Consider the following 12,327-nt stretch of genomic DNA (forward strand, 5'->3'; position numbering starts at 1 on the left):
TTATGGAGCACACACTGATGTCGACCCCCTGGCATATTCTTGGCGCCGGCAGCCTGGGCACCCTCTGGGCCACGCGATTGGCGCGCGCCGGCGTGCCTGTCAGGCTGATTCTTCGTAACCAGGCGCGCCTGGCCAGCTATCGCGCCAGCCAAGGGCTGACCCTGGTGGAACGCGGTGTGGAACAGACTTATCCGGTCATCGGCGAAACGCCTGACAGCCCGGAGCCGATTCGGCGTCTGCTAGTAGCATGCAAAGCCTACGACGCTCAAAGCGCCATCGCCCAGTTGCAGCATCGGCTGGCGCCGGACGCCGAATTGATCCTGCTGCAAAACGGCCTCGGCAGCCAGGACGCGGTGGCTGCGCAATGGCCGTCGGCGCGCTGCATCTTTGCCTCCAGTACTGAAGGTGCATTTCGCGATGGCGATTGGCGCGTGGTATTCGCCGGCCATGGCTACACTTGGCTGGGTGACGCGAGCCATCCCACCCCACCGCTGTGGCTGGATGATCTGCAAGCGGCGGGCATTCCCCATGAATGGGCCACCGATATCCTGACGCGCCTGTGGCGCAAGCTCGCGCTCAATTGCGCCATCAACCCACTGACCGTGCTGTACCACTGCCGCAACGGCGGTTTGAGCGCCCACCACTGCGAGGTCGCCACGCTCTGCGCCGAACTGGCCGAACTGCTGGAGCGCTGCGGCCAGCCTGCGGGTGCACAGGACTTGCACAGCGAAGTCGAGCGAGTGATCCAGGCCACCGCCGCCAACTATTCCTCCATGTACCAGGACGTCGCCAACGCCCGACGTACCGAGATCAGTTACCTGCTGGGCTACGCTTGCCAGGCCGCGGCACGCCATCAGTTGGCAGTGCCGCATCTGCAACAGGTGCACGCGCGGCTGGTGGCGCATTTGCTCGCACGCGGATTGGCCAGCGACTGAGGCACGCGCTACCCTGCCTACCTGTCTATCACCTGGGAAAACCCTGATGCCATTGCGCCAGCGTCTTGAAAATCTACCGGTAGGGCAGAAACTGCTGGCGGCCCTGCTAGTACTGTTGACCACCGTATTGCTGGTGGCCAACCTGACGTTTATCAGCGCCGCTTACTGGATCTCCCAGGAAAGCATGGCCCCCCAGGCCTTGCAGGCCATCGGTCGGCTGGTGTCCAACCCGTCGCTTGCCGAACAGGCGCTTGAATCCCCGACCAGGGCCGAGGCACTGCTCAACGAACTGACCAGCTATTCACCGTTGCGCGCCGCCGCCCTGTATGACGGCGAAGGCAACCGCCTGGCGCAGATGCAACACGGCGACCGCCTGCACCTGCCGGACCACTACCGGCATATCGAAGCGTGGCGTGTTACCGAATTTCGTAGCAATCAGGTCATCACCCTGCCCCGTGGCGCCCAGCCTTCCGGGCATTTGCTGCTGGTGGCCAGTAGTGAGCTGCCGGTGGCCTTTTATACCGGCACACTGACCGCGAGCCTGGGCATCCTGATTTTCAGTGTGTTGCTGTGGCTGGTCATCGCCCGGCAGATCAAACGCCTGATTACCCGCCCCATCCATGAACTGGAAGAGCTTTCGCGCCAGGTCACCCGCGAAGAGAACTACGCCCTGCGTGCCGGGCCTGGCAACCATGATGAAATCGGCAGCCTGGCCGAAGCCTTCAACACCATGCTGTCGCGTATCGAAGCCCGCGAGCAGCAGCTCAAGCGTGCGCGTGACGATTCCCAGGCCGCCTACGACCAGGCCCAGGGTTTGGCCGAAGAAACCCGGCATACCAACCGCAAGCTGGAACTGGAAGTCCAGGTGCGCAGCAAGATCGAGAAAAAACTCACCGGTTTCCAGAACTACCTCAACAGCATCATCGACTCGATGCCCTCGGCGCTGATCGCACTGGATGAACAGCTCTACGTCACTCAGTGGAACCAGGAGGCCACTGCTCTCTCCGGCACGCGCCTGGACGAAGCCCTGAACCAGCCGATCTTTCTGGCCTTCCAGCCGCTCAAGCCGTACCTGCCACAAATCAAGGCAACGGTGGAGCAACACTCGGTGGAGCGGATAGAACGGGTCACCTGGATCAAGGACGACGAGCCCAAGCATTACGCCCTGACGTTCTATCCATTGATGGGCGGTGCCGGGCGCGGCGTGGTGATCCGGATCGACGACATCACCCAGCGCCTGTCCCTGGAAGAAATGATGGTGCAATCTGAGAAGATGCTCTCGGTCGGCGGCCTCGCGGCCGGTATGGCCCATGAGATCAACAACCCTCTGGGCGCCATCCTGCATAACGTGCAGAACATTCGCCGCCGCCTGTCTCCCGACCTGCCCAAGAACCTGGAGCTCGCCGAGCAAGTGGGGATTGAACTGGATACGGTCAATCGCTACCTGCAAGGCCGCGAAGTCCCGCAGTTGCTCGACGGCATTCAGCAAGCTGGCGCCCGCGCCGCGAAAATCGTCACCCACATGCTCAGCTTCAGCCGGCGCAGCAATCGCCAGATGGCGCCCTGCGATTTGCCGGCCTTGATCGACCAGGCCGTGGAAATCGCCGGCAACGATTTCGACCTCACCATCGGCTTCGACTTCAAGGGCCAAGCGATCATCCGCCAGTTCGACCCGCAACTGGGCCCCGTGCCCGGCACCGCCAACGAGCTGGAACAAGTGCTGCTCAATTTGCTGAAGAACGCCGCCCAGGCCATTCACCTGCGTGAAGACGACAGCGAACCGGGGCGCATTATCCTGCGCACCCGCCTCAACCCGCCGTGGGCAGAAATCCAGGTGGAAGACAACGGCATCGGCATGAGCGAAAACGTGCGCAAACGCACGTTCGAGCCGTTCTTCACCACCAAGGAAATCGGCCAGGGCACCGGGCTTGGGCTGTCGGTGTCGTATTTCATCATTACCAACAACCACAAGGGCCAGATGGAAGTGCATTCCACCCTGGGCCAGGGCACGTGCTTTACCTTGCGCCTGCCGCTTGCCGGCAGCCAATTGCCCCCCACTGAACTTACCCAACTGGAGCACTGACCATGGGCTTTCGCCTGTCGAAGATCTACACCCGTACCGGCGACAAGGGCGAGACCGGCCTCGGCGACGGCCGCCGCGTACCCAAGGACCACCCACGCGTGGAGGCGATTGGCGAGGTGGATACGCTGAACAGCCAGTTGGGCTTGCTGCTGGCCAACCTTGAAGAGCAAAGCGGCAAGCACCCGGCGCTAATGGATGTGATTGAGGTGCTCACACCTTGCCAACATCGCCTGTTCGACCTGGGCGGCGAGCTGGCGATGCCGGTGTACAAGGCATTGAATGCGGCGGAAGTGGATCGGCTGGAAGCGGCGATTGATCGCTGGAATGAGGAGGTTGGGCCGCTGGAGAACTTCATCCTGCCTGGCGGCTCGGCGTTGATCGCCCAAGCCCATGTGTGTCGTAGCCTGGCGCGCAGTGCGGAGCGGCGGTGTCAGCACCTGAATGCGCTGGAGCCGCTGGAGGGGGTGGGATTGGCGTATATCAATCGGTTGTCGGATCTGTTGTTTGTGGCGGCCAGGGTGATTGCCCGGCGCCAAGGTGTTGCTGAAGTGTTGTGGCAGGCGGCTGCCAAGCCACACTGAGATTTATCGGGTGACTGGCAAGACCTCATCGGGAGCAAGCCCCCTCCCACATTTTGAATTGTGAATACATTCAAGTGTGGGAGGGGGCTTGCTCCCGATAGGGCCCGTCAGCGCAACATCAAACCTGCGGCCAGAACGCCCGAATCCCAGCCACGCCTTGCGCCCCGGCTTCCCAGGCCTGCTCCCGCTGCGCAGGCCCAACCCCGCCCAGCAGAAACACCGGCTTACTGAAGCCGGCGATCAACTCAGCCGCCTGCTCCCAACCTAAAGGCTGCGCATCCGGATGCGTCTGGGTCGGCTGTACCGGCGACAGCGTGACAAAGTCCACGTCCATCATCTCTGCCAGTGCCAGCTCTTCGGCGTTGTGGCAAGAAGCCGCCAACCAGCGATCCTTCGGCAGCGGTCGGCCTTTGCTCGCATACTTACGCAGTTGCGCCGAGGTCATGTGCCAGCCGGCGGCAGGGAAATCCCCCAGCCATTCGAACGGCCCCTTGAGCATCAGTTGTGCCTTGCCGGCACACAGGCCCACCGCGTCCACCGCCAGATCGCGGTATTTGGGGTCATAACCGTTGGGCGCACGCAGTTGAACCAGCTTGATGCCACCGGCGATGGCCTTCTGGATACCGCGCAACAACATCGGGGTTTCCAGCTCACCGGGGGTGATCAGGTACTCGGCGGGCAGGCGCGCAGCAGCAACAATCGGCGCATTCGCCGCCGGGAACTCGTAGTTGAGCAAGTCCCGCGGCGACACCCATTCCAACGGCTGCCCTTCGGCCCCATGAGGCTCGCCGGTAAAAGCCGAGACTTCCCAGACATCCAGCAATACCTGCTTGTCCGGGTAGTCGTGCTGCACCTTGATCAGCGGCCGCGCCGTGGTGACCTGGATGCCCAGCTCTTCCTGCAATTCACGGGACAAGGCCGTGGCGACCGACTCATCGGCCTCCACCTTGCCTCCGGGAAATTCCCAGAGGCCGCCTTGATGCTGGGTATCGGCACGGCGCGCCAACAGGATCCTGCCGTCGACACCGCGGATCACCGCTGCTGCTACATGCACTCGTTTCACCACCAGTTTCCTCTTGGTATCAGGTACGGTATTCCGCGTTGATCTTCACGTATTCGTGGGACAGGTCGGTAGTCCAGATGGTTTCGCTGCACTCGCCGCGGCCCAGTTCGATGCGGATGGTGATTTCTTCCTGCTGCATCACCGCCGAGCCTTGGGCTTCGGTGTAGGTTTCGGCACGAGCACCGCGGCTGGCGATGCATACGTCGCCCAGGAACACGTCGATCTTGCTCACGTCCAGGTCCGGCACGCCGGCACGGCCAACGGCGGCCAGGATACGCCCCCAGTTAGGGTCCGATGCAAACAGTGCGGTCTTGATCAGCGGTGAGTGAGCCACGGTGTAACCCACATCCAGGCATTCCTGATGGTTGCCGCCGCCATTGACTTCAACCGTGACGAACTTGGTCGCGCCCTCGCCGTCGCGCACGATGGCCTGGGCCACCTCCATGCACACTTCAAACACGGCCTGTTTCAACGCCGCGAACAGCGGGCCTTCGGTGGACGTGATTTCCGGCAAGTTGGCCTGGCCAGTGGCGATCAGCATGCAGCAGTCGTTGGTGGAGGTGTCGCCGTCGATGGTGATGCGGTTGAACGACTTGTTGGCGCCATCGAGCATCAGGCGCTGCAGCACATCGCGGGAGACTTTGGCGTCGGTGGCGATATAACCGAGCATGGTGGCCATGTTTGGACGGATCATGCCTGCGCCCTTGCTGATACCGGTCACGGTGACGGTCACGCCGTCATGCACGAACTGGCGGCTCGCGCCTTTTGGCAAGGTGTCGGTGGTCATGATGCCGGTGGCCGCAGCCGCCCAGTTATCCACAGACAGGTCATCCAGCGCAGCCTGAAGGGCGCCTTCGATTTTTTCCACTGGCAGCGGCTCACCGATCACGCCGGTGGAGTACGGCAGCACTTGGCTGGCGTCCACGCCGGCCAGTTGCGCCAGCTTGGCGCAGGTGCGCGCAGCCGCCACCAGGCCAGGCTCGCCGGTGCCGGCGTTGGCGTTGCCGGTATTGGTCAGCAGGTAGCGAATCGACCCGGCCACCCGCTGCTTGGCCAGGATCACTGGCGCGGCGCAAAAGGCGTTGAGGGTGAATACACCTGCCACGGTCGAGCCTTCGGCACAGCGCATCACTACCACATCCTTGCGCCCCGGGCGCTTGATGCCGGCCGAAGCGATACCGAGTTCAAAACCGGCGACCGGGTGCAATGTGGGCAAAGGACCAAGACCAACAGCCATGTATGCGCTCCTTGAATATAGATGATGTCTGTGCCGTCGCTATCGACGGTGGGAATTAATGGCAAAACGCCGCGACGGCTGGTGCCGGTCGCGGCGCGGGGGTGTTGCAGCGTCAGGCGAAAATCTTATTCGATCTGGCCGTGGCAGTGTTTGTATTTCTTGCCCGAACCGCAGAAGCACAGCTCGTTGCGGCCCAGTTTCTGATCATTGCGAACCGGGCTTTGAGCCAGGGCCACGTCGACCTCTTCACCCAACGCTTCAGGCGCTTCCAGGCCCGGAGCCTCGTCATGCTGGAACTGCATGCGCGCAGCCAGTGCCTCGGCTTCCTGACGCAGGCGTGCCTCTTCCTCGATCGGGTCTTCGCGACGCACCTGAACGTGGGACAGCACGCGAATCGAATCGCGCTTGATCGAATCCAGCAGCTCGGAGAACAGCGTGAACGACTCGCGCTTGTACTCCTGCTTCGGGTTCTTCTGGGCGTAACCGCGCAGGTGGATGCCGTGACGCAGGTGGTCCATGGTCGACAGGTGGTCTTTCCACAGGTCGTCCAGCACGCGCAGCACGATTTGCTTCTCGAAGGTGCGCAGTGCTTCGGCACTCGCCTGCTCTTCTTTCTCGTTGTACGCGGCCAGCAGTTCGGCCATCAGTTTTTCGCGCAGGGTTTCTTCGTACAGGTGGTCGTCTTCGTCCAGCCATTGCTGAACCGGCAAGTCGACACCGAAGTCGCTCTTCAACGCGGCTTCCAGGCCGGCAACATCCCACTGCTCAGGCAGGGACTGTGGCGGGATATGGGCGCTGACGGTAGCGTTGAGCACGTCCTGACGGAAGTCAGCGATGGTCTCGCCAATATTGTCGGCGGCCAGCAACGTGTTACGCATGTGATAAATCACTTTACGCTGTTCGTTGTTGACGTCATCGAACTCGAGCAGTTGCTTGCGAATGTCGAAGTTGCGGCCTTCGACCTTGCGCTGGGCTTTCTCGATGGCGTTGGTCACCATGCGGTGCTCGATCGCTTCACCGGACTGCATGCCCAGGGCCTTCATGAAGTTCTTCACCCGATCAGAGGCGAAGATGCGCATCAGGCTGTCTTCCAGCGACAGGTAGAAACGGCTGGAACCGGCGTCACCCTGACGGCCGGCACGGCCACGCAGCTGGTTGTCGATACGGCGCGACTCGTGACGCTCGGAGGCGATCACCTGCAAGCCACCGGATTCCAGCACGGCCTGGTGGCGCTTCTGCCAGTCAGCCTTGATCTGGGCGATCTGCTCAGGGGTCGGGTTGTCGAGCGAGGCCACTTCCACTTCCCAGTTACCGCCCAACAGGATGTCGGTACCACGACCGGCCATGTTGGTGGCGATGGTCAGTGCGCCTGGGCGACCGGCCTGGGCGATGATCTCGGCTTCTTTTTCGTGGAACTTGGCGTTGAGTACCTTGTGCTCGATGCCTTCCTTGTTGAGCAGGTTGGACACGTGCTCGGAGGTCTCGATGGTGGCGGTACCCACCAGGATCGGGCGGCCCTTGGCCATGCCATCCTTGATGTCATTGATGATCGCCGCGTATTTCTCTTCGGCAGTCAGGAACACCAGGTCGTTGTAGTCTTTACGCGCCAACGGTTTGTTCGGCGGGATGACCATCACGGCCAGGTTGTAGATCTGGTGGAACTCGAACGCTTCAGTGTCGGCCGTACCGGTCATGCCGGACAGTTTGTTGTACAGACGGAAGTAGTTCTGGAAGGTGGTGGACGCCAACGTCTGGCTTTCGGCCTGGATGTTGAGGTGCTCCTTCGCTTCGATGGCCTGGTGCAGGCCTTCGGACAGACGGCGACCGGGCATGGTACGACCGGTGTGTTCGTCAACCAGCACGACCTGGCCGTCCTGCACGATGTATTCGACGTTGCGATGGAACAGCTTGTGGGCGCGCAGGCCGGCGTAAACGTGGGTCAACAGGCCCAGGTTGTGCGCCGAGTACAGGCTTTCACCCTCGGCCAGTTCGCCGATCTGGGTCAGCATCTCTTCGACGAACTGGTGACCGGCTTCGTTGAGTTCGACCTGGCGGGTCTTCTCGTCGATGGTGAAGTGACCTTCTTTGGTCACCACGCCTTCGACTTCCTCGATGTGCTGCTCCAGGCGCGGGATCAACTTGTTGATCTCGGTGTACAGGCGCGAGCTGTCTTCGGCCTGGCCGGAGATGATCAGCGGCGTACGGGCTTCGTCGATGAGGATGGAGTCGACTTCGTCGATCACGGCAAAGTTGAGTTCACGCTGGAATTTTTCTTCCATGCTGAACGCCATGTTGTCGCGCAGGTAGTCGAAACCGAATTCGTTGTTGGTGCCGTAGGTGATATCGGCGGCGTAGGCAGCGCGCTTCTCTTCCGGCGGTTGGAACGGCGTTACCACGCCGACGGTCAGGCCGAGGAATTCATACAGCGGGCGCATCCAGTTGGCGTCCCGGCGGGCCAGGTAGTCGTTCACCGTCACAACGTGCACGCCCTTGCCGGACAGTGCGTTGAGGTAAACGCCCAGGGTTGCCACCAGGGTCTTGCCTTCACCGGTACGCATTTCGGCAATCATGCCTTCATGCAAGGTCATGCCGCCGATCAACTGGACGTCGAAGTGGCGCATGCCCATAACGCGCTTACCGGCTTCGCGGGCGACCGCGAAGGCTTCGGGCAGCAGCTTGTCGAGGGTTTCACCTTTGGCTATGCGGGCCTTGAACTCTTGGGTCTTGGCGCGCAATTGCTCGTCCGACAGAGCAACCATCTGCTCCTCGAAGGCATTGACCAGCTGCACCGTCTTGAGCATGCGTTTGACTTCGCGCTCATTCTTGCTTCCAAAAAGTTTCTTTAACAAAGGCGCAAACATATCGGCAGGTTCTTCCACACATAGGGATGGAGGGCGCACCGTGAGTGGCCCGAGCAGCCCTCACGGCCGCATTGCGAACGCGCATTCTACCCGGAATCGTGGGTGAGGAAAGTAACGTTGTTTCCCGATGCAGGCGCGGCGCTATGAGAGGGCTTGTTTAAAATAAGGGCTTTTGCGCGAACTTCAACCCATAGAGCGCAGAAGTTACTTATTGATTTCATGGGTAAAGCCCAGCCAATGCATGGCTGCGGGGCGTACCGGCGCTTTCTGGTAAGATAACCGCTCTGTTACCTAAGGTGTCTAAACATGGCATTTCGCCCTCTTACAGCCCGCGCTCCCGGCGTGTTGCTTCGCGAAGCCAAGCCGTTGAAAGCCATCTTTGGCCATGCGCAACGCTTGGGCCGTTTGCAGCGCCTGCTTGAAAGCCAGTTGCAACCGGCCGCACGTGAGCATTGTCATGTGGCGTCCTGGCGAGAAGGCAATCTGCTATTAATTGTCACTGATGGCCATTGGGCCACACGCTTGCGCTATCAGCAAAAACGCTTGCAGCGCCAGTTGATGGTCTTTGATGAGTTCGCCGGTTTGACGCGCATTCAGTTCAAGGTACAGCCGCCCACCGTGCCGCAAGGCGCAGTGGGGCATACGATGGACCTGTCGGAAAATGCGGCCGAAACCCTCCAGGCAACCGCCGAAGGGATCAGCGACCCAGGCTTGCGCGCAGCCCTGGAACGGCTGGCCGCCCATGCCCGGCCCAAAGCCTGAACACTACTTGCGTTTGCTGCCGCCCAGCAACGAGCCCAACAGGCCACGCACCAACTGGCGCCCCATTTGATTGGCCGCCTGCTGCATGGCTGACTTCAGCGCCTTGCCGGCAGTAGTCCCCAGGAATGCACCGGCCTTGTCGGTAAAGCTCGGTTCTTCGGCGGTCGGTGCGGTTTCCTCGGTGGGCCCAAGTTCCTTGCGAGCCATCAGCACTTCATAGGCCGACTCCCGGTCAACCGGCTTGTCATAGCGGCCCAACAGCGGCGAACTGGCGACCAATGCCGCACGCTCTGCTGCGCTGAGCGGTCCGATCCGCGATTGCGGCGGAGCAACCAGTACGCGCTGGACGACTTCCGGGGTGCCCTTTTCCTGCAAGGTTCCCACCAACGCCTCACCCGTCCCCAACTCTGTGAGCACCGATAAGGTATCGAAGGTCGGGTTGGGCCGGAAACCGTCGGCCACCGCCCGCAGGGATTTCTGCTCTTTGGCGGTGAACGCACGCAAACCATGCTGAATGCGCAAACCCAGTTGCGCCAGCACCGTATCCGGCAAGTCGCCCGGCGATTGGGTGACAAAGTACACGCCGACGCCTTTGGAGCGGATCAAGCGTACGACTTGCTCCAGACGTTCCTGCAAGGCTTTTGGCGTATCCGCGAACAGCAAATGCGCCTCGTCGAAAAACAGCGCCAGCAGCGGTTTGTCGGCATCGCCACGCTCCGGCAATTGCTCGAACAACTCTGCCAGCAGCCACAACAGGAAGGTCGCGTAGACCTTCGGCGCTTCATGCACGAGCCGGCTGGCATCGAGCAGATGAATGCGACCGCGGCCATCGCTGGCCGGTTGCAGAATATCTTCAAGTTGCAGGGCCGGCTCGCCAAACAAGGCTTCGGCGCCCTGCTGCTCCAGCACCGCCAGGCGCCGCAACAGCGCCTGGCTGGAACCCGTGGTCATCAACGCCGCGTCGTCACCCAGCAGCTCCGGGTGATAGCGCAGGTGATTGAGCAGTGCCTTGAGATCCTTGAGGTCCAGCAGCAACAAACCTTCGCGGTCGGCCACCTTGAAGGTCGCATAGAGCGCCGATTGCTGGCTGTCAGTCAGCTCCAACAAGCTGCCGAGCAACAACGGGCCCATTTCGCTGATGGTGGTGCGCAGCGGATGACCGGACTGCCCGTGGATATCCCACAGGGTGACCGGATACGCCTGGGCCGTGTAATCCAGGAACGGCATACCGGCAATGCGCTCGGCCACTTTGCCCTGAGGGTTGGCGGCGGCGCCCAGGCCACAGAGGTCGCCCTTGATGTCGGCGGCGAACACCGCCACGCCCGCATCACTGAAGGCTTCGGCCAGGCGCTGCAAGGTGACGGTCTTGCCGGTGCCGGTGGCGCCGGCGATCAACCCGTGACGGTTGGCCAGGCGCATGGACTGGGCGATGGGCTGGCCGTCAAGGCCGGCACCGATAAGCAGTTGTGTGGAGTCAGGCATTTCGTCACCTATGGTTAATCTTTAGTGCCGCGAGGTCGATATAGACGGATGTAAGCCCGACAAAGACTAAAAAATGGTCAGATAATTCCGATATGGACCAACGGAGCTATCACCAGAAATACCACACCTTTTTTAACGCTGCCATTTTGCGCCTCCCCTATAGGACGCGCCTCGGATATTAAGACCTTAGCGGACCCTACAAGCCATGAATAAAAATCTGCGCTTCAGCCACAAGATCCTGCTTGCAGCCTCCCTTATCGTCATCGCCGCCTTCGCGTTGTTTACCCTTTACAACGACTACCTGCAGCGCAATGCGATTCGTGACGACCTCAATAACTACCTGCACGAAATGGGCGACGTTACCGCCAGCAATATCCAGACCTGGCTCACCGGGCGTATCGCCCTGGTGGAAAACGCTGCGCAAAACATTGCCATCAACCCTGAACCGTCCGTGGTTGCCGGCCTGCTGGAACAGAAAGCGCTGACGTCTTCGTTCATGGCGACCTACGTGGGTGACAGCCAGGGCACCTTCACCATTCGCCCAGACACCAAGATGCCCGACGGTTTCGACCCGCGTGTTCGCCCCTGGTACAAAGGCGCCCAGGCCAGCAATGGCTCAACCCTGACCGAACCTTATATAGACGCGGCCACCGGGCAACTGATCATCTCCGTGGCCACCCCCAGCGCCAAGGGCGGCCAAAGTGTCGGTGTGGTAGGCGGCGACCTGAGCCTGCAAACCCTGGTGGATAACATTGGCGCGCTGGATTTTGGCGGCATGGGCTATGCCTTCCTGGTCAGTGCCGACGGCAAGGTGCTGGTGCATCCGGACAAAAACCTGGTGATGAAGACCCTGGCTGACGTGTATCCAAAGGACACGCCGAAGATCAGCAGAGACTTCAGCGAAGTACAAGCCAACGGCAAAACCAACATCGTGACGTTTACCCCGATCAAGGGTCTGCCATCGGTGAACTGGTACCTGGGTGTTTCGGTGGATAAAGCCAAGTCGTTCGCCATGCTCAGTGAGTTCCGCACATCAGCCGTGATCGCCACGATTATCGCGGTGGTGATCATCATCGCCTTGCTGGGCATGTTGATCCGCGTGCTGCTGCAACCGCTGCACCTGATGACCCGGGCCATGCAGGACATCGCCGACGGCGAGGGCGACCTGACCCGGCGCCTGATCATCCAGAACAACGATGAGTTCGGCACCCTGGGTACGGCCTTCAACCGCTTCGTCGAGCGCATCCACACCTCGATTCGCGAAGTGTCGTCAGCCACCGAGCAGGTCAATGAAGTGGCGCTGCGCGTGGTCAGCGCCTCCAA

At 61.2% G+C, this 12,327-nt stretch carries 8 protein-coding genes and 1 pseudogene; 5 read left to right on the forward strand and 4 right to left on the reverse strand.

What is annotated here, in order from left to right:
• The first annotated feature begins 17 nt into the window (after positions 1-17).
• The 3 genes from PSEBG33_RS05825 to PSEBG33_RS05815 are packed head-to-tail and all read left to right on the forward strand — an operon-like array spanning position 18 to position 3,599.
• Positions 18-935 carry a putative 2-dehydropantoate 2-reductase gene (locus tag PSEBG33_RS05825; RefSeq protein ID WP_005790937.1) on the forward strand — a complete coding sequence of 306 codons (918 nt, stop codon included), beginning with the start codon at positions 18-20 and terminating at the stop codon, positions 933-935.
• Between the two features lie 46 nt (positions 936-981).
• Entirely contained in the window at positions 982-3,018 is a 2,037-nt protein-coding gene (locus tag PSEBG33_RS05820; protein ID WP_005790939.1) for a sensor histidine kinase, read from the forward strand.
• Positions 3,019-3,020: 2 nt separating this feature from the next.
• Positions 3,021-3,599 (forward strand): cob(I)yrinic acid a,c-diamide adenosyltransferase, encoded by a 579-nt coding sequence (locus PSEBG33_RS05815; protein WP_005790941.1) that lies wholly within the window; start codon positions 3,021-3,023, stop codon positions 3,597-3,599.
• A 118-nt stretch (positions 3,600-3,717) separates the two neighbouring features.
• Here PSEBG33_RS05815 and PSEBG33_RS05810 read toward each other — a convergent pair whose 3' ends face one another.
• The 3 genes from PSEBG33_RS05810 to secA all read right to left on the reverse strand — a co-directional run bounded on the left by PSEBG33_RS05810 (position 3,718) and on the right by secA (position 8,760).
• A complete protein-coding gene (locus tag PSEBG33_RS05810) occupies positions 3,718-4,662 on the reverse strand; it encodes a Nudix family hydrolase (RefSeq protein WP_005790943.1) in 945 nt (314 codons plus the stop codon).
• A 19-nt stretch (positions 4,663-4,681) separates the two neighbouring features.
• Complete coding sequence (argJ, locus tag PSEBG33_RS05805) at positions 4,682-5,899, reverse strand: bifunctional glutamate N-acetyltransferase/amino-acid acetyltransferase ArgJ (RefSeq protein ID WP_005790945.1); 1,218 nt, start codon at positions 5,897-5,899, stop codon at positions 4,682-4,684.
• A 125-nt stretch (positions 5,900-6,024) separates the two neighbouring features.
• Positions 6,025-8,760, reverse strand: a complete 2,736-nt coding sequence (secA, locus tag PSEBG33_RS05800; protein ID WP_005790947.1) for a preprotein translocase subunit SecA — start codon at positions 8,758-8,760, stop codon at positions 6,025-6,027.
• A gap of 306 nt (positions 8,761-9,066) precedes the next feature.
• On the opposite strand from secA, the gene PSEBG33_RS05795 reads away from it, so the two are divergent.
• Positions 9,067-9,522, forward strand: a complete 456-nt coding sequence (locus PSEBG33_RS05795) for a DUF721 domain-containing protein (protein ID WP_005790949.1) — start codon at positions 9,067-9,069, stop codon at positions 9,520-9,522.
• 3 nt (positions 9,523-9,525) lie between these two features.
• Here PSEBG33_RS05795 and PSEBG33_RS05790 read toward each other — a convergent pair whose 3' ends face one another.
• Entirely contained in the window at positions 9,526-11,004 is a 1,479-nt protein-coding gene (locus tag PSEBG33_RS05790) for a helicase HerA-like domain-containing protein (RefSeq protein WP_005790951.1), read from the reverse strand.
• A gap of 205 nt (positions 11,005-11,209) precedes the next feature.
• On the opposite strand from PSEBG33_RS05790, the pseudogene PSEBG33_RS30170 reads away from it, so the two are divergent.
• Positions 11,210-12,241, forward strand: a pseudogene (locus PSEBG33_RS30170) (cache domain-containing protein); the annotation flags it as partial.
• Between the last annotated feature and the right edge of the window lie 86 nt (positions 12,242-12,327).

It is taken from the genome of Pseudomonas synxantha BG33R, assembly GCF_000263715.2.
Classification (GTDB): Bacteria; Pseudomonadota; Gammaproteobacteria; order Pseudomonadales; family Pseudomonadaceae; genus Aquipseudomonas; species Aquipseudomonas synxantha_A.